This is a genomic window from Acidithiobacillus sp. AMEEHan, assembly GCF_030996345.1.
Lineage (GTDB): Bacteria > Pseudomonadota > Gammaproteobacteria > Acidithiobacillales > Acidithiobacillaceae > Igneacidithiobacillus.
This window is the reverse complement of sequence record NZ_CP118747.1, coordinates 451,419-467,915: the sequence shown is the minus strand read 5'-3', so window position 1 is coordinate 467,915 and position 16,497 is coordinate 451,419. Positions and strand designations below refer to the sequence as shown.

At 58.4% G+C, this 16,497-nt stretch carries 16 protein-coding genes and 1 tRNA gene; all 17 read left to right on the top strand.

The features are described from left to right. The first annotated feature begins 4 nt into the window (after positions 1-4). The 17 genes from ORD17_RS02375 to rpmI all read left to right on the top strand — a co-directional run bounded on the left by ORD17_RS02375 (position 5) and on the right by rpmI (position 16,492). Positions 5-601 (top strand): NADH-quinone oxidoreductase subunit C, encoded by a 597-nt coding sequence (locus ORD17_RS02375; protein WP_308389308.1) that lies wholly within the window; start codon positions 5-7, stop codon positions 599-601. Beyond that, positions 588-1,841 (top strand): NADH-quinone oxidoreductase subunit D, encoded by a 1,254-nt coding sequence (locus ORD17_RS02370; RefSeq protein WP_308389307.1) that lies wholly within the window; start codon positions 588-590, stop codon positions 1,839-1,841. Before ORD17_RS02375 ends, ORD17_RS02370 begins: the two co-directional genes overlap by 14 nt. Further along, a complete protein-coding gene (gene nuoE / locus ORD17_RS02365) occupies positions 1,838-2,332 on the top strand; it encodes an NADH-quinone oxidoreductase subunit NuoE (RefSeq protein WP_308389306.1) in 495 nt (164 codons plus the stop codon). The genes ORD17_RS02370 and nuoE overlap by 4 nt, the downstream gene beginning before the upstream one ends. Continuing rightward, positions 2,329-3,636, top strand: a complete 1,308-nt coding sequence (gene nuoF / locus ORD17_RS02360; protein WP_308389305.1) for an NADH-quinone oxidoreductase subunit NuoF — start codon at positions 2,329-2,331, stop codon at positions 3,634-3,636. Before nuoE ends, nuoF begins: the two co-directional genes overlap by 4 nt. Then, positions 3,636-5,954 (top strand): NADH-quinone oxidoreductase subunit NuoG, encoded by a 2,319-nt coding sequence (gene nuoG, locus ORD17_RS02355; protein WP_308389304.1) that lies wholly within the window; start codon positions 3,636-3,638, stop codon positions 5,952-5,954. The genes nuoF and nuoG overlap by 1 nt, the downstream gene beginning before the upstream one ends. Positions 5,955-5,963: 9 nt before the next feature. Beyond that, positions 5,964-6,989, top strand: coding sequence for an NADH-quinone oxidoreductase subunit NuoH (gene nuoH / locus ORD17_RS02350; RefSeq protein WP_308389303.1), 1,026 nt, complete (start codon positions 5,964-5,966; stop codon positions 6,987-6,989). A 10-nt stretch (positions 6,990-6,999) separates the two neighbouring features. Beyond that, on the top strand, positions 7,000-7,491 hold the full coding sequence (gene nuoI, locus ORD17_RS02345; protein WP_308389302.1) for an NADH-quinone oxidoreductase subunit NuoI: 492 nt from the start codon (positions 7,000-7,002) through the stop codon (positions 7,489-7,491). Positions 7,492-7,497: 6 nt separating this feature from the next. Then, the gene (locus ORD17_RS02340; RefSeq protein ID WP_308389301.1) at positions 7,498-8,109 is read left to right on the top strand and encodes an NADH-quinone oxidoreductase subunit J; all 612 of its coding nucleotides are present in this window, start codon (positions 7,498-7,500) and stop codon (positions 8,107-8,109) included. Beyond that, a complete protein-coding gene (gene nuoK / locus ORD17_RS02335; RefSeq protein ID WP_308389300.1) occupies positions 8,106-8,411 on the top strand; it encodes an NADH-quinone oxidoreductase subunit NuoK in 306 nt (101 codons plus the stop codon). Before ORD17_RS02340 ends, nuoK begins: the two co-directional genes overlap by 4 nt. Before the next feature lies 1 nt (position 8,412). Next, positions 8,413-10,395, top strand: coding sequence for an NADH-quinone oxidoreductase subunit L (gene nuoL / locus ORD17_RS02330; RefSeq protein ID WP_308389299.1), 1,983 nt, complete (start codon positions 8,413-8,415; stop codon positions 10,393-10,395). A 3-nt stretch (positions 10,396-10,398) separates the two neighbouring features. Beyond that, the gene (locus ORD17_RS02325) at positions 10,399-11,886 is read left to right on the top strand and encodes an NADH-quinone oxidoreductase subunit M (protein ID WP_308389298.1); all 1,488 of its coding nucleotides are present in this window, start codon (positions 10,399-10,401) and stop codon (positions 11,884-11,886) included. Positions 11,887-11,895: 9 nt separating this feature from the next. After that, positions 11,896-13,341, top strand: coding sequence for an NADH-quinone oxidoreductase subunit NuoN (gene nuoN / locus ORD17_RS02320; protein WP_308389297.1), 1,446 nt, complete (start codon positions 11,896-11,898; stop codon positions 13,339-13,341). Further along, positions 13,341-13,655 carry a DUF2818 family protein gene (locus ORD17_RS02315; RefSeq protein ID WP_308389296.1) on the top strand — a complete coding sequence of 105 codons (315 nt, stop codon included), beginning with the start codon at positions 13,341-13,343 and terminating at the stop codon, positions 13,653-13,655. The genes nuoN and ORD17_RS02315 overlap by 1 nt, the downstream gene beginning before the upstream one ends. 36 nt (positions 13,656-13,691) lie before the next feature. Further along, a tRNA-Val gene (locus tag ORD17_RS02310) sits at positions 13,692-13,766 on the top strand. Positions 13,767-13,818: 52 nt separating this feature from the next. Beyond that, on the top strand, positions 13,819-15,750 hold the full coding sequence (gene thrS / locus ORD17_RS02305; RefSeq protein WP_308389295.1) for a threonine--tRNA ligase: 1,932 nt from the start codon (positions 13,819-13,821) through the stop codon (positions 15,748-15,750). 15 nt (positions 15,751-15,765) lie between these two features. Continuing rightward, positions 15,766-16,284: a translation initiation factor IF-3 gene (gene infC / locus ORD17_RS02300; protein WP_374693397.1), complete on the top strand. Its 519-nt coding sequence runs from the start codon at positions 15,766-15,768 to the stop codon at positions 16,282-16,284. A 10-nt stretch (positions 16,285-16,294) separates the two neighbouring features. Beyond that, positions 16,295-16,492, top strand: coding sequence for a 50S ribosomal protein L35 (rpmI, locus tag ORD17_RS02295; RefSeq protein ID WP_308389294.1), 198 nt, complete (start codon positions 16,295-16,297; stop codon positions 16,490-16,492). Positions 16,493-16,497 lie beyond the last annotated feature (5 nt).

Here is a 16,497-nt window from a genome sequence, read left to right as displayed (position 1 = left end):
AAAAATGGACGACCTGGAAACAATATCCCAGCAGATCGAGGCTGGGCTGGGGCAGCAGATACGCCGTTGGCAGATCGCCCGTGGCGAGCTTACCCTGGAACTTTTGCGCGACGACTTTCTCACCAGCTGCACCTGGTTGCGGGATATGGCGGGTTTTGATCAGTTGATCGACATTTGTGGAGTGGACTATGCCGAATATGGGGATGGCGCGTGGGAGGGCGAGCGTTTCGCCGTCGTCTACCATCTCCTCGGGATTCACAGTCGTCAGCGGTTGCGCCTGCGCGTGTTTCTCGATGAGGAGCTTCCGATCATCCCCTCGGTGAACGCGATCTGGCCGGCAGCCAACTGGTTTGAGCGGGAGGCCTTCGATCTGTTTGGTTTTCTCTTCGAAGGGCATCCCGATCTGCGGCGCATTCTTACCGATTACGGCTTTGTCGGTCACCCGTTTCGCAAGGATTTCCCTTTGGTAGGTACGGTCGAAATGCGCTACGACCCGGATCAGCGGCGGGTGATCTACGAACCCACCCGTACCGAGGAGCGTGTCGTCGTGCCGCGCATCGTGCGCAGCGACGAGGAGGGGCGTTACGATGCCAGAAATTAGTAACTTCACCATGAATTTCGGGCCGCAACACCCCTCCGCGCACGGCGTGCTGCGGCTGGTGTTGGAACTCGATGGCGAGGTGATCGAGCGCGCTGATCCCCATATTGGGCTTTTACACCGTGCCACGGAAAAGCTCGCCGAGCACAAGACCTTTCTGCAAAATCTGCCTTACATGGATCGCCTCGATTATGTATCGATGATGTGCAATGAGCACGCCTATTGTCGTGCCGTAGAAGGCCTGCTGGGCCTGGAAATCCCACGGCGCGCCCAATACATCCGTACCATGTTCGACGAGATCACCCGGGTCCTCAATCATCTACTGTGGCTCGGGGCCTATGCCTTGGATGTGGGCGCCATGTCGGTATTCCTCTATTGCTTCCGTGAGCGCGAAGATCTCATGGATGTTTATGAGGCCGTCTCTGGCGCCCGTATGCATGCCGCCTACTACCGGCCTGGCGGTGTTTATCGCGATCTCCCCGCGCAGATGCCGCAATACGAGCTCTCGCCATATCGCGATGCGAAGCGCCTGGAGGAACTCAATGCCAACCGTCAGGGATCGGTCCTCGATTTCATCGAGGACTTCACCCGGCGCTTCCCCGCTTACATCGACGAATATGAAACTCTGCTTACCGATAATCGCATCTGGAAGCAGCGTACCGTGGGAATTGGGGTGGTCGCACCGGAGCGGGCCATTGCCCTCGGCTTCACCGGACCGATGTTGCGGGCGTCCGGCGTCGCTTGGGACCTGCGCCGTACCCAGCCTTATGCGGCTTATGCCGATCTGGATTTCGAGATTCCCGTCGGCAAAGAAGGTGACTGCTACGACCGCTATCTAGTGCGCGTGGCGGAGATGCGCGAGAGCAATAAGATCATTGCGCAGTGCGTTGATTGGCTGCGCAAGAATCCCGGACCGGTCATGGTGGACGACTACAAAGTAGCGCCGCCTCCGCGCGAAGAGATGAAAACCAGCATGGAGGCGCTGATCCATCACTTCAAACTTTTTTCTGAGGGCATGATTGTCCCTGCAGGGGAGATCTATGCTGCGGTGGAGGCTCCGAAGGGAGAGTTTGGTATCTATATGGTCTCCGATGGCGCCAATAAGCCCTACCGGATGAAGATCCGAGCGCCTGGATTTTCCCATCTGGCGGCCATGGATGAGATGGCGCGCGGGCACATGATTGCGGATGTGGTGGCAATCCTGGCGACGATGGACATCGTGTTTGGGGAGATTGACCGATGAGCGAGTGGCTGTCGCAGGCTTCCCTCGACGCTATTGCGGTGGAGCGCAGCAAGTACCCCCCCGAGCAGGCGCGTTCGGCGCTCCTCGCGGCTCTGCGTATTGCGCAGGAGGAGCATGGCTATCTGCCGAATGCCCTGATCGAGCATGTGGCAGGAATCCTCGGTGTGCCCGCAATCCAGGCCTTTGAGGTCGCTACTTTTTACACCATGTACGATTTGCAGCCCGTCGGTAAGCACCAGTTTTGTGTATGCGGCAGCGTATCCTGTTTTCTCAATGACAGCGACGGCATTCTGGCCCACTTGCAGGAACGGCTGGGAATCGGTATCGGCGAAACGACCGCTGACGGTCTTTTTACCATCAAAGAGGTGGAGTGCCTGGGGGCCTGCAAAGATGCACCGATGATGCAATTGGGAGATCGTTATATCGGCGATCTCACGCCGCAGAAACTCGACGACCTGATCGCGCAATTGCGCAAGGAGGCGGGGCAATGACGACGGAAACGTACGTGAATGGCGTTACCTTGCGGAACCGCGGTTTGCCGGATTCGCATCGTTTGCGGGTCTATCAGGACACTGGCGGCTATTCAGCCCTGCGCAAGGTGTTACTGGAGGGCATAACGCCCGAGCAGATCATCAACGAAATGAAGACCTCGGCCCTCCGCGGCCGCGGTGGAGCGGGTTTCCCTACCGGACTGAAATGGAGTTTCATGCCCAAGGGTGTCACGGGGATGAAATATCTGCTCTGTAATGCCGATGAAGGTGAGCCAGGCACTTGTAAGGATCGTGACATCATGCGTTATGAGCCGCACCGGCTCATCGAGGGGATGATCATCGGGGCCTATGCCATGGGTGCGCGGGCGGGATACATTTTCATCCGCGGTGAATTCATCGAGCCGATCCGAATCGTTGAGGCGGCCTTGGCCGAGGCGTATGCCGCTGGTCTCCTCGGTGAAAAAATCCTGGGCACCGATTTTTCTTTCGATCTGTATGTTCACCGGGGCGCTGGTGCCTATATCTGCGGTGAGGAAACCGCCCTGATGGAGGCGCTGGAAGGGAAGAAAGGACAGCCCCGTTTCAAACCGCCGTTCCCGGCGAGCTATGGTCTGTATGGTCAGCCGACGACCATCAACAATGTCGAAACCTTCGCCTCGGTGCCCGACATCGTCACGCGGGGTGGGCAGTGGTTTCTGGAGCTGGGCAAGCCGAACAACGGCGGGACCAAGATCTTCTCGGTAACCGGCCACGTTCAGCGGCCGGGAAATTTCGAGGTGCCCATGGGCACCCCCTTCGCCGAATTACTGGAGATGGCCGGTGGGCTGCGTCCGGGTCGTAAGCTCAAGGCGGTGATCCCCGGTGGTACCAGTACCGCCATGGTCGCTGGCGAGCAGATGATGCAACTGACGATGGACTACGACAGTCTTTCCAAGGCCGGTTCGGCCCTGGGTGCCGGTTCGGTGATCGTCATCGATGACAGCGTTTGCATCGTCAAGGTAGTGGAACGCATCTCCCGCTTCTACATGCACGAATCGTGCGGCCAGTGTACGCCTTGCCGCGAAGGTATGGGTTGGCTGTGGCGGGTTATGCACCGGATCGAGAATGGGCAGGGTCGCGAATCCGATCTGGAACTATTGCAGAATGTCGGCTCCCGCATCGAGGGGCGCACCATCTGTGCGCTGGCCGACGGTGGGGTGGCTCCGGTGACCAGCTCCCTCCGTCTGTTCCCGGAAGAATATCTGCACCATGTGCGGCACCAGGCGTGTCTGGTTGGTTCGGATGCCGCACGGAGAGTTGCCTGATGCCACGCATTGAAATTGATGGTCAGGAAATCGAGGTCGCAGCCGGCACTACCCTGATGGAAGCGGCGCAGCAGCTCGGCATCTACATCCCTTTCTTTTGCTATCACCCGAAGCTATCTGTGGCAGCGAACTGCCGCATGTGTCTGGTGGATGTCGAAAAGCAGGCCAAGCCCCTGCCTGCCTGTGCCACCCCGGCGAGCGATGGAATGAAGGTCTCCACCCGCTCGAAACGGGCGAAGATGGCCCAGCAAGGCGTGCTCGAATTCCTGCTCATCAATCATCCCCTGGATTGCCCGATCTGTGACCAAGGCGGCGAGTGTCCGTTGCAGGACATTACGATGGGTTATGCCAATCCCCATAGCCTGTATACCGAAGAAAAGCGGGTGGTGGAGGACAAAGATATCGGGCCGCTGATCGCTACCGAGATGACGCGCTGCATCCAGTGCACCCGGTGCGTTCGCTTCGGCACCGAGATTGGTGGCATCAGTGAATTGGGCGCTACCGGGCGGGGCGAGAAGATGGCCATCGGCACCTATGTTGCCAAGGCCGTGCGTTCCGAGCTTTCCGGCAACATGATCGATCTCTGCCCCGTCGGCGCTCTGACCAGCAAGCCTTTCCGCTATAAGGCCCGCTCCTGGGAGCTCAAGCATAGCCAGAGCCTCTGTCCGCATTGCTCGACGGGTTGCAATACCGATGTTCAGAGCCTTGGCAAGGAAGTTCTGCGGGTCAAGCCGCGAGTCAACGAGGCCGTCAACGAAGAATGGCTTTGTGACAAGGGGCGCTTCGCCTATGCCGGTTTGCAGGCGGAGGATCGCGTGCTGACCCCTCTCTTACGTATCAATGGCGTGCTGCAGCCAGTATCTTGGGCCGACGCCCTCGAGGCTGCCGCCAATGCTTTGCAGCAGGTGCTTGGCCGTAGCGGACCGGATGCCGTAGCGGGAATCGTGTCGCCATCGGCCAGCAACGAAGAGCTCTACCTTTTTCAGGCCCTTTTGCGTAGGTTGGGAGTACGGGCTATCGACCATCGCTTGCGCCAAACGGACTTCCGCGCTGATTCCGCCATGCCCTTGTATCCGGCCTTGAATATGAGCCTCGAACAGTTGGAGACAGAGCGCAACATGGTGCTCTGTCATGCCTACCCGCGCGAGCAGCAGCCATTGACCAATCACCGCTTACGTAAAGCGGCCTTGGCCGGGGCACGAATTTGGGCCATGGATAGTGCACAACGGGAGTTCAATTTCCCGTTGCGTCAGGTCTGCGCTCCAGCCGGGGGAGATCTCGAGATGTATCGGGAACTCCTTGCCAATCTGCGTGACGGAGCGCCGGCGCAGCATCCAGAACTACAGTCCTTGGCGGATGCCCTGCGTAGTGCCGAAGGTCCTCTTTTCCTGCTGGGCAATGGCCTCCTGCAGCATCCGCAGGCGGCGGAGCTGCTTGCCGTCCTGGCTGCCATCATAGAACAGGTGAATGGCCGGATTTCCTGGCTGGCGGAGGCCGCGAACAGCGCTGGTGCCTGGCTGCTCGGCTGTCTCCCAGGGCGCAAGCCGGGAGGCGCGCAACTCGTGGATGCGCCGCGGATCTGGGACGAGAAAAAGGCGTTTCTGCTCTGGGGCGTCGAGCCTGAGGCAGATGCCATGGACGCGCCGCGTGTCCGCGCGGCTCTCTCTGCAGCCGATACGGTCATTAGTGTCAGCAGTTTTCTCGGCGCTGCCGAGGAGTATGCCGACGTCGTTCTGCCCCTGGCGAGCTGGGCGGAGAGTAGCGGCAGCCTTTTCAATAATGAAGGACGTCTGCAACACTATCGTGCCGCTGTGCGACCGGCAGGAGAGTCACGCCCTGGCTGGAAAATCCTGCGTGTCCTGGCCGATCATCTCGAACTCGCCGGGCTCGATTTCGATGACCTCGAAACGGTGCGAGCGGCATGGCAGGAGGAGCTGGGGGATTTCCCCCTCGATGTTCCGGGTTTCGGCGTGATGCCAGAGATTGCCGCGCGCCACCAGGAAAGGGCAGAGGGTCTCCAGCTGCTGGGCGATTGGCGCATCTACCAGCAGGACCCTCTGGCTCGGCGGGCAGCGCCCCTGCAGCAAGAACCTGTGTGTCGCCTCCATCCCGATACGGTCGCCGGAATGGGGATCACGGGCGCCGCGGTAGAATTGCTGGGGAGCAATGGTGCGCTGGTGCAGCTGCCCTTTGTGAGCGATATCGGGATTCCCCACGGCGCCGTCTGGCTGGATCTCGGCCACCCCGAGACCCAGGCATTGGGCGGAGTCGGGACGGTACTGCGGGTGCAGATGCCGAGTATTCGGGCGCGGGCGTAGGGGGAGAGGATGCACGATCTGGTCAATGCGGCCTGGTGGCCGCCGGTGTGGGCACTCATCAAGATCATCATCGTTCTGATACCGCTGCTACTCGGCGTCGCCTATCTGACCCTGGCCGAACGCAAGGTGATTGGATATATCCAGATTCGCTTGGGACCCAATCGGGTGGGTTTCCGTGGTCTGCTGCAGCCGATTGCCGACGCCTTGAAGCTGTTGTTCAAGGAAGTCCTCATTCCCAGCACGGCCAACCGCTTTCTCTTTCTGGCTGCGCCCGTATTGGCCTTCGTCCCCGCCATGTTGGTCTGGGCGGCGGTGCCTTTCGGTCCTGACGTGGCCATCAGCAACATGAACGCAGGTTTGCTTTACGTCTTGGCCATTGCCGGCTTGGGGGTATATGGGATCATCATTGCCGGCTGGGCCTCGAACTCCAAATACGCTTTCCTGGGCGCCATGCGCGCCGCGGCACAGTTGGTGGCCTATGAAATTGCCATGGGTTTTGCCTTGGTGGGGGTATTGATGCTGGCGCAGACGCTGAATCTGAGCAAGATCGTCGAAGCGCAGGCAGGGGGAGGCTTTTGGTCGTGGTACTGGTTGCCCCTCTTCCCTTTCTTTCTGGTGTATTTCATATCCGGTGTGGCGGAAACCAACCGCGCTCCCTTCGATGTGGCCGAGGGTGAGTCCGAGATCGTTGCGGGTTTTCATGTCGAATACTCGGGAATGGGTTTTGCCCTGTTCTTCCTGGCGGAATATGCCAACATGATCTTTGTCTCGATCCTGACCACGGTGCTCTTCCTCGGGGGCTGGTATCCCCCCTTGAACGTGGTGCCGTTCACCTGGGTGCCGGGCTTGATCTGGCTCTTGCTGAAGACCGCCTTCCTGCTCTACGTCTTCCTCTGGATCCGTGCCACCTTCCCGCGCTACCGCTACGACCAGATCATGCGGCTCGGCTGGAAGGTCTTCATTCCCATTACCATCGCTTGGATCGTGGTCGTGGGTATCGCCCTCGAGACCCCGATGCGGGCCCTCCTGCGCTGAGGAGATCGTCATGGCCAATCCCGTCAAACGCTGGTTTCAATCTTTCTTTTTGCTCGAGATGTTGCGCGGCATGCGGCTCACCGCGCGCTACTTTTTCGCGCGCAAGTTCACCGTGCAGTACCCGGAGGAGACGACCCCCCAGTCGCCGCGCTTTCGCGGTCTGCATGCCCTGCGCCGTTATGAGAATGGCGAAGAGCGCTGCATAGCGTGCAAACTCTGTGAAGCCGTTTGTCCGGCGCTGGCCATTACCATCGAGAGCGAAGAGCGCAGCGACGGGACCCGCCGCACGAGCCGCTATGACATCGATCTGAGCAAGTGTATCTTTTGCGGACTCTGCGAGGAGTCTTGCCCGGTGGACTCCATTGTCGAAAGCCGGGTACTGAGTTATCACGCCGAGACGCGCAGTGAACTGCTCTACGATAAGATTCGTTTGCTCGGTAATGGGGATCGTTTGGAAGGCGAGTTGGCCCGTGATCGGCAGGCGGACAGCGCTTACCGCTAGGAGAGAATGAGAAAACGCATGATGCTCACCACCACCGTCCTCTTTTATCTCTTCTCGGCCGTCCTGCTGGTATCGGCCCTGTTGGTCATCACGGCTCGTAACCCGGTCTATTCGGCGCTCTATCTGGTACTCGCCTTCTTCAATGCTGCCGCCCTGTTTTTGCTCCTGGGTGCAGAATTCCTCGGGCTGATTCTGATTCTGGTATACGTCGGAGCGGTAATGGTGCTGTTTCTCTTCGTGGTCATGATGCTCGACATCAACCTAGAGCGTCTCAAGGAGGGCTTTCTACGCTACCTTCCGCTCGGTCTGGCGATTGCGATCATTGGCGTGCTGGAGATGGTGGCAGTGTTCTGGACCACGCCAATCGGGAGGGTGCCGGCACCTGGTCCGATCCCGGCGAATGCCGATAACACCCGCGCCCTCGGTGAATTACTCTACACCCATTACCTCTATCCCTTCGAGATTGCGGCGGTGATCCTGCTGGTCGCGATCATTGCTGCAATTGCCCTGACCTTGCGTCGGCGTCCCGACACCAAGTCGCAGGCGGTCGGCAAACAGGTTGCGGTTGCTGTACGTGAGCGGCTACGCATGGTCGATCTGCGGGAGCCGAAACCATGATCCCGTTGTCGCAATGGCTCATCCTTGGCGCCCTGTTGTTCTCCATCGGCGTGGTGGGGATCTTCCTGAACCGGAAAAATGTCATCATTCTGTTGATGGCGATAGAGATTTTGTTGTTGGCAGTAAATATCAATTTTGTCGCATTTTCCCGTTATCTGGGAAATCTTCAGGGGCAGATCTTTGTGTTTTTTGTCCTTACCGTAGCGGCTGCCGAGGCGGCCATTGGCTTGGCGATCCTGGTGGTCTATTTCCGTAATCGCCGCAGCATCAATGTAGAAGATATCGACGACTTACGGGGCTGATATGTGGATCTTTGACTGGCTGCATGGCCTGCCACCCATCTGGGTCTATTTGCTCATTCCCCTGGCACCACTGGCGGGTTCGCTGGTTGCTGGCCTTGGCGGATGGTTTCTGCGCGAGAAGGCGCATTGGGCACCCATCGCCGGCGTTGTCTTCGCCCTGTATCTGGCCATTTTCGTGCTGTTGCAGGTGTTGCATGGGCAGACTTTCTATGGCGACGTCTACACTTGGGCGGTGTTTGGGAATCTGCCGGTACACATCGGTTTTGACATCGATAGCCTGACGGCGGTAATGCTGGTGGTCGTTACCTTTGTCTCCCTCTGTGTGCACGTCTATACCATTGGTTACATGCACGGCGATCCCGGTTATGCCCGCTTCTTCAGCTATATCGCCTTGTTTACTTTCAGTATGCTGATGCTGGTGATGGCCAACAACTTTCTGCAGCTGTTTTTTGGCTGGGAAGCGGTGGGGCTGGTGTCCTATCTCCTGATCGGTTTCTGGTTTACCCGCGAAAGCGCCAACCAGGCCTCGCTCAAGGCCTTTCTCGTCAACCGCGTAGGCGACTTTGGCTTTCTTATCGGCATCGCAGCCATCTATCACTACTGCGGTAGCCTGGATTACCGCACCGTCTTTGCCATGGTCCCTAGCCTGGTCGGACAAACCGTCACGATCATCCCAGGACATCCCTGGTCGGTACTGACCTGGATTGCCATCCTGCTCTTTATCGGGGCCATGGGGAAATCGGCGCAGGTGCCTTTGCACGTCTGGCTGCCGGAGTCGATGGAGGGTCCGACGCCGATCTCGGCACTGATCCATGCCGCGACCATGGTCACCGCCGGAATCTTCATGGTGTCGCGCATGTCGCCGATTTACGAGCAGTCGGCAACGGCGTTGAGTGTGGTCATGATCATTGGTGCCATTACCGCGCTGTTTATGGGCTTGATTGGTATCGTGCAGAATGACATCAAGCGGATCATCGCCTACTCCACCCTTTCGCAACTGGGCTACATGACCGCGGCCCTGGGAGCGTCGGCCTTTTCTGCAGCCATCTTCCATCTGATGACCCATGCATTCTTCAAGGCGCTGCTATTCCTTGCCGCCGGATCGGTCATCCATGCCATGCAGAATGAGCAGGATATCCGGAAGATGGGGGGGTTGCGCACGCACATGCCCATTACCTATCTCACCTTTCTGGTGGGCGGGTTGGCGCTTGCCGGCATCCCGCCCTTTGCCGGCTTCTTCAGTAAGGACCTCATCATCGAGGCGGTCGGCGAATCGAGTATGACCGGGGCGACCTTTGCCTACGTGCTGCTCGTTTTGGGGGCGTTGGTGACTTCGCTCTATACCTTCCGCATGTTTTTCCTGGTCTTCCATGGCAAAAAACGCATGGACGAACACACGCAGGAACATTTGCACGAGTCGCCTTGGGTGATTACCGTGCCGCTGATTGCCTTGAGCATTCCGTCGCTGGTCGCGGGCTGGTTGTTCATCGCGCCGGTGGGCCTGGGCGGATTCCTGGATAGCTCTCTACAGATTCGCCCGCAGTGGAACACTATCGGCGCAATTGCGGCACACTGGCAGGGGGCTGGCAGTTTCCTCGTCCATGGTCTGGAGGCTTGGCCATTCTGGTTGGCCATTCTCGGCATCGCGTTGGCGGCGTGGTTCTATCTGCTGCATGACGGCGTACCAGCAGCGCTGAATCGCTTGTTCGCACCATTCACATGGGTCCTGCGCAAGAAATATGGCTTTGATGCGCTCAACCAGGCCGTATTCGTGCGTGGTGCCTTACTGCTCGGCCGCCGTTTCTGGCACTGGGGAGACGAGGCCATCATCGACGGTGGGATGGTCAATGGCAGCGCCCGGCTGGTGGCGCGCGCGGCGCTGTCCTGGCGCCGTCTGCAGACCGGTTATATCTACCACTATGCCTTTGTCATGATCATCGGCCTCGTCCTCTTCATGACCTTTTTCATGATCTGGAGGGGCTGATCGATGCATTCCTTTGGCCTTCTCAGTGCTGCCATCTGGGTGCCCATCGTTGGTGGTTTTCTCGTTCTCGCGTTGGGCGATCGTGCCGGCGGCAACCCGGCACGCTGGCTGGCGTTGTTGGTATCGCTGCTGACCTTTGCCATCACCTTGCCGCTATTCACGAGCTTCGATACCCATACGGCAGCGATGCAATTTGTCGAGCGCGTCCCGTGGATCCCGGCGTTTCACATCGAGTATTTCCTCGGTATCGATGGGATTTCTCTCTGGTTCATCTTGCTCACCAGTTTTCTGACGGTGCTGGTGGTGGTCGCCTCCTGGCGCAATGTCTCAATGCGTATCGCCCAGTATCTGGCCGCCTTCCTGATCATGGACGGGCTGATGATCGGGGTTTTCTGCGCCCTTGATGCCATCCTCTTTTATGTATTCTGGGAGGCGATGCTCATTCCCATGTTCCTCATCATCGGGGTCTGGGGCGGGCCACGCCGGGTCTATGCCACCATCAAGTTCTTTCTCTACACCTTCCTCGGTTCGGTCTTGATGCTGGTGGCCTTTCTGTACCTCTATTTTCATAGCGGCGACAGCTTCAGTCTGCTGGCTTTTCAGAAAACGCCCTTGGGCGCCAACGCACAGATCTGGATTTTCCTGGCCTTTCTGATCGCCTTTGCGGTGAAAATCCCCATGTGGCCGGTACACACCTGGTTACCCGACGCCCACGTCGAGGCCCCTACAGGGGGATCGGTGATTTTGGCGGCGATCATGCTGAAAATGGGGGCCTACGGTTTTTTACGGCTGAGTCTGCCCATCACCCCGGATGCCAGCCATCAACTCGCGTGGTTGATGATTACCCTATCGCTGATCGCCATCGTCTATATCGCCCTGGTTGCCATCGTGCAGCAGGACATGAAGAAGCTGATTGCCTACTCCTCCATCGCGCACATGGGTTTTGTCACCCTCGGTTTTTTCGTTTTTACTCAGACGGCGATAGAGGGTGCGATCATCCAGATGCTTTCGCATGGCTTTGTCAGTGCCGCGATGTTTCTCTGCGTGGGTGTGCTCTACGACCGCATGCATACCCGCGATATTCAGGCCTATGGTGGAGTCGCTAACGTGATGCCGATCTTTGCCAGCCTGATGATGCTTTTTGCCATGGCTAATGTCGGTCTACCGGGCACCTCGGGCTTCGTCGGAGAGTTCATGGTAGTGCTGGGCACTTATCAGGTATATCCCTGGCCGGCGATCATTGCTGCAACCGGGCTGATTACCGGCGCTGGCTATACCCTCTGGCTTTTCAAGCGGGTGATCTTCGGCGGCATCATTCATGCCGAGGTGGCCGCCCTCAATGACCTCAATGGCCGTGAGATTCTGGTCCTGGGGGCTTTGGCGGGCTTGGTGCTGCTGCAGGGTGTGTGGCCGGCTCCTTTCCTCGACATCGTTCACCAATCGGTGGCGCACCTCCTGCAGCAGGTTGCCACCAGTAAAGTTCCTGGTTGAGGAGGCGCCATGCAGAACGCTCTGTTTCACTGGACCTTTGCCATTCCCGAAATTTGGGTGCTGGCAATGGCCTGCTTGGTGCTGTTGGTCGACGTCTTCGTTGGCGAGCGCCAGCACGGCATCGCCTACGTGCTCAGCATTTTCACCCTGCTCGCGGCTATGGCCCTGACGTGGTTGGAGATGGGCCAGACGGGATTTGCCTTCTTCGGGCAGTTCCATCTCGATCCCTTTACCGGTGTTGCAAGTTTCTTCGTCGAATTGCTGACCTTGCTGGTGCTGCTGTATTCCCGCAACTATTTGTTGCGACGCGGTTTGTACAGGGGTGAGGTATTCGTACTGCTGCTCTTTGCCTTGCTGGGGGCGCTGATCCTCATCTCCGGCTCCAACTTGCTGGTGCTGTATCTGGGGCTGGAGCTGCTCGCTCTCAGTCAGTATGCCTTGGTCGCTTTTCAGCGCAGCAATCTGCGCGCGACGGAGGCGGGGCTCAAATATTTCATTCTCGGCGCGCTGGCCTCGGCGTTTCTGCTCTATGGCATGTCCTTGCTTTACGGGCTCACCGGAACCCTCGATCTGCATCAGATCGCCATTGCCCTGGTCAATATGGGCAGTGCCAACTACCTGTTGATGCTCGCGGTGATCTTTCTGGTGGCGGGAATCGCCTTCAAATTCGGTGCGGCGCCATTCCATATGTGGTTACCGGATGCCTATCAGGGCGCGCCAACGGCAGTCACCTTGTTCATGTCTTCGGTTCCCAAGATTGCCATCTTTGCCCTGTTTCTGCGAATCCTGGTGGACGGCGGCTATGGTAGCATCGAGATCTGGCGGCAGCTTTTCGTTGCTTTGGTAGTCGTCTCGCTGCTGATCGGCAATGTGGTGGCCATTGCCCAGACCAACCTCAAGCGCATGTTGGCGTACTCGACGGTGGGCAACATGGGCTTTCTCGCCTTGGGGATCGTCGCCGGTACGCAGAATGGGCTGGCCAGCGCCTTCTTCTACGCGGTCGTCTACGCCTTCATGGCGACCGCCGCGTTCGGTTTGATTGTCTATCTCAGCCGCGAGGGCTTCGAGGCGGAAGAAATCAGCGACCTGCGCGGCTTGGTGCGTAGCCATCCCTGGGTTGCCTTCCTGCTGCTGATCATCATGTTCTCCCTCGCCGGCGTACCGCCAACCATTGGTTTTTATGCCAAACTCGCCGTCTTCCAGGCGCTTGTCGAAGCGCATTTTATCTGGTTGGCGGTCTTCGGTGTGCTGATGGCAGTGGTGGGTGCGTTCTACTATCTGCGGGTGCTCAAGGTTGCATTGTTCGATCCACCGGCGGAAGATTTGGCCTATGGTGCCGATGATCCGCTGGCCGCTTCCGTGCTTACGCTGAACAGTCTCGCTCTCTTGCTCCTCGGCATCGTCCCAGGCGCCTTTTTGGCGTTCTGTTACCACGCCTTACAGGGGGTGCTCTGATGGCTATGCAACAATGGGCAATGATCTACATTCTGGTATCGTTCATCGCTGCGAATCTTCCGTGGCTGAGCCGCAAGCGTTTTGTCTTTGGCAGTCGCAATCCGAAGAAGACCTTGCCCTGGTACCTTGGCGAGTGGTTTGCCATGTACGTCCTTATGGGGCTCATTGGTATGGGCCTGGAGCGTTTTCTGGTTGGTCATAATCACGCGCAGGGCTGGGAATTCTACGTGATTGCCCTGTGCATGTTTGCGGTTTTCGCCATTCCCGGCTTTATCTGGCGCTTCAACATTGTGCCGATGCTGCGCCGATCTTGACGGGTCCAGGTAAACCCTGATACTTTTGCGCGAATTAGGCGCGTAGCTCAGGGGGAGAGCGCTACCTTGACACGGTAGAGGTCGGCGGTTCGAAACCGCCCGTGCCTACCAATACCCGCACCAGGGGGGCCCTGCTCACTGGTGCTTTTTCTTTGGAGATGGTATGCCTGAGATCCGTCTGCCGGATGGTTCCATACGTTCCTTTTCGGCACCCCTGACCGGTGTGGAACTGGCGCGCAACATTGGCGCTGGTTTGGCCAAGGCCGCGTTGGCGTTGCGCGTTGACGGCCGCCTCTGTGATCTCAGTACCCCCATCGACCACGATGCTGAGGTGAGCATCGTTACCATGGACAGTCCCGAGGGGCTGGAGATTCTCCGGCACTCCACCGCCCACCTCCTGGCGCAGGCAGTCAAGGAACTCTTTCCAGATGTGCAGGTGACGATTGGCCCGGTGATCGACAACGGCTTCTACTACGATTTTGCCGCGGCCAAGCCGTTTACGCCGGAAGACCTGGAGGCCATCAGCACCAGAATGCGGGAGCTGGTGAAAGCCGATCTGCCGGTGCAGCGGGAAGTCGTCAGTCGTGATGTGGCGATCGAACGTTTCCACGCCTTGGGTGAAGAGTACAAGGTGCAGATCATCAAAGACATCCCAGAGGGAGAGGAATTGAGCCTCTATCACCAGGGAGATTTCTTTGACCTCTGTCGCGGTCCGCATGTGCCGCGTACCGGAATGCTCGGCGCATTTGCTCTGCGCAGTGTGGCAGGTGCCTACTGGCGGGGGGATTCCCGCAACCCCATGCTGCAACGGGTCTACGGGACCGCTTGGGCGACGCAGAAAGATCTCGATGCCTTTCTGTTGCAACAGGCGGAGGCCGAGCGTCGCGATCATCGTAAGATCGGTACCGAACTTGAGCTCTTCTCCATTCAGGAAGACGCTGGCGGTGGCCTGGTCTTCTGGCATCCCCAGGGAGCGCGAGTGCGGCGGGTGATTGAGGATTTCTGGCGTGCCGCCCATACCGAGGCGGGCTACGAATTGCTTTTTACCCCGCACATCGCCCACGAAGACCTTTGGTACACTTCGGGGCACAAGGACTTCTACGCCGAATCGATGTTCCAGCCCATGGAAGACGAGGGGCAGCCGTATCAGCTCAAGCCGATGAACTGCCCTTTCCACATCCTGGTGTACAAGAGCAAGCTGCGGTCCTATCGCGAATTGCCGATCCGCTGGGCGGAGCTCGGGACCGTGTATCGGCACGAAATGTCGGGCGCCTTGCACGGTCTGATGCGGGTGCGTGGTTTTACTCAGGATGACGCGCATATCTTCTGTCGGCCGGATCAGATCGAGGTGGAAATCGCCGGAGTGCTGGCATTGACACAGCGCATTCTTGGCACTTTTGGCTTTGACCGTTACGAGATCAACCTCTCGACGCGGCCCAAGGGCTCGGTGGGCAGTGATGAGATCTGGGACACGGCAACCAAGGCCCTGGAAGCCGCTTTGCAGCGGGCCGGTCTCGACTACCAGATCGACGCCGGTGGTGGTGCTTTTTACGGTCCGAAGATCGATCTCAAGATCGAGGATGCGATCGGTCGCAAATGGCAATGCAGTACCATCCAGCTCGACTTCAATCTGCCGGAGCGCTTTGCCATGGAGTATGTCGCCGAGGACAGCAGCCGGCAGGTGCCGATCATGATCCACCGCGCCATCTTCGGCTCGGTCGAGCGGTTTTTTGGTGTACTCATCGAGCATTATGAGGGCAAATTCCCCTTCTGGTTGGCGCCGACGCAGGTGGTGGTGGCGCCAATCAGCGAGCAGCACAGCGACTATGCTGAGCACGCGGCCAACCAATTGCGTGCACAAGGCCTGCGCGTAGAAACGGACTTGAGAAGCGAGAAGATCGGCTATAAAATACGCGCCCACACTTTGCGGCGGGTGCCGTTCATGGCTATCGTCGGCGAGCGGGAAAAGAGCGAGGGTACGGTCAGTCTGCGGGATCGGAATGGCACGGATCTTGGTGCCATCCCGCTGGAAATGTTGGGGAAGACTTTGCAACGCTTGGATACACGACGGCAGCAGGCCTTGGAACTGGCCTAGGGGGAGGGTAGGGCAATCGCGACGGAAAAAGAGATCCGCATCAATCGGGAAATTCTTGCGGCAAAGGTTCGGTTGATTGGGGACGACGGAGAGCAGTTGGGTATCGTTCCCTTGCATGAGGCTCTTGCCGCCGCCGAAGAGGCGGATCTTGATCTTGTGGAGATCGCCCCGCAAGCAGTCCCCCCGGTCTGTCGGGTCATGGATTACGGAAAGTTTCGTTTTCAGGAAAGCAAGCGGCAACACGAGGCGCGGAAGAAGCAGAAGCAGAGCCAAGTCAAGGAGATCAAGTTTCGACCGCGTACGGACGAGGCAGATTATCAGATCAAGCTCCGCAACATCATACGCTTTCTGGAAGATGGCGATCGAGCGAAGGTCACCCTGCGTTTTCGTGGGCGAGAGATGAGTCACCCAGAATTGGGTATGGAACTGCTCAACCGGGTGGAAGCGGATTTGCAGGAAATGGGTGTGGTCGAGCAGCGGCCACGTATGGAAGGGCGGCAGATGGTCATGGTCATCGCCCCCAAAAAGAAATAGGAGAGGCACGATGCCGAAGATGAAGACCAATCGCGGGGCCGCTAAGCGTTTCAAGCGCACCGGCTCGGGGAAATTCAAGCACCGGCAGGCGTTCTTGAATCACATCCTCACCAAGAAAAGCACCAAGCGCAAGCGTCAGCTGCGCCACACCCTGGTAACGTCTGGCAGTGAGCAGGCCGCATTGCGGCGCATGCTGCCCTACGTCTGAGTCAA

Excerpts from the sequence above, each read along its gene's own strand:
- ORD17_RS02375 (WP_308389308.1), top strand. The coding sequence starts at position 5 with ATGGACGACCTGGAAACAATATCCCAGCAGATCGAGGCTGGGCTGGGG.
- ORD17_RS02370 (WP_308389307.1), top strand. The coding sequence starts at position 588 with ATGCCAGAAATTAGTAACTTCACCATGAATTTCGGGCCGCAACACCCC.
- nuoE (WP_308389306.1), top strand. The coding sequence starts at position 1,838 with ATGAGCGAGTGGCTGTCGCAGGCTTCCCTCGACGCTATTGCGGTGGAG.
- nuoF (WP_308389305.1), top strand. The coding sequence starts at position 2,329 with ATGACGACGGAAACGTACGTGAATGGCGTTACCTTGCGGAACCGCGGT.
- nuoG (WP_308389304.1), top strand. The coding sequence starts at position 3,636 with ATGCCACGCATTGAAATTGATGGTCAGGAAATCGAGGTCGCAGCCGGC.
- nuoH (WP_308389303.1), top strand. The coding sequence starts at position 5,964 with ATGCACGATCTGGTCAATGCGGCCTGGTGGCCGCCGGTGTGGGCACTC.
- nuoI (WP_308389302.1), top strand. The coding sequence starts at position 7,000 with ATGGCCAATCCCGTCAAACGCTGGTTTCAATCTTTCTTTTTGCTCGAG.
- ORD17_RS02340 (WP_308389301.1), top strand. The coding sequence starts at position 7,498 with ATGAGAAAACGCATGATGCTCACCACCACCGTCCTCTTTTATCTCTTC.
- nuoK (WP_308389300.1), top strand. The coding sequence starts at position 8,106 with ATGATCCCGTTGTCGCAATGGCTCATCCTTGGCGCCCTGTTGTTCTCC.
- nuoL (WP_308389299.1), top strand. The coding sequence starts at position 8,413 with ATGTGGATCTTTGACTGGCTGCATGGCCTGCCACCCATCTGGGTCTAT.
- ORD17_RS02325 (WP_308389298.1), top strand. The coding sequence starts at position 10,399 with ATGCATTCCTTTGGCCTTCTCAGTGCTGCCATCTGGGTGCCCATCGTT.
- nuoN (WP_308389297.1), top strand. The coding sequence starts at position 11,896 with ATGCAGAACGCTCTGTTTCACTGGACCTTTGCCATTCCCGAAATTTGG.
- ORD17_RS02315 (WP_308389296.1), top strand. The coding sequence starts at position 13,341 with ATGGCTATGCAACAATGGGCAATGATCTACATTCTGGTATCGTTCATC.
- thrS (WP_308389295.1), top strand. The coding sequence starts at position 13,819 with ATGCCTGAGATCCGTCTGCCGGATGGTTCCATACGTTCCTTTTCGGCA.
- rpmI (WP_308389294.1), top strand. The coding sequence starts at position 16,295 with ATGCCGAAGATGAAGACCAATCGCGGGGCCGCTAAGCGTTTCAAGCGC.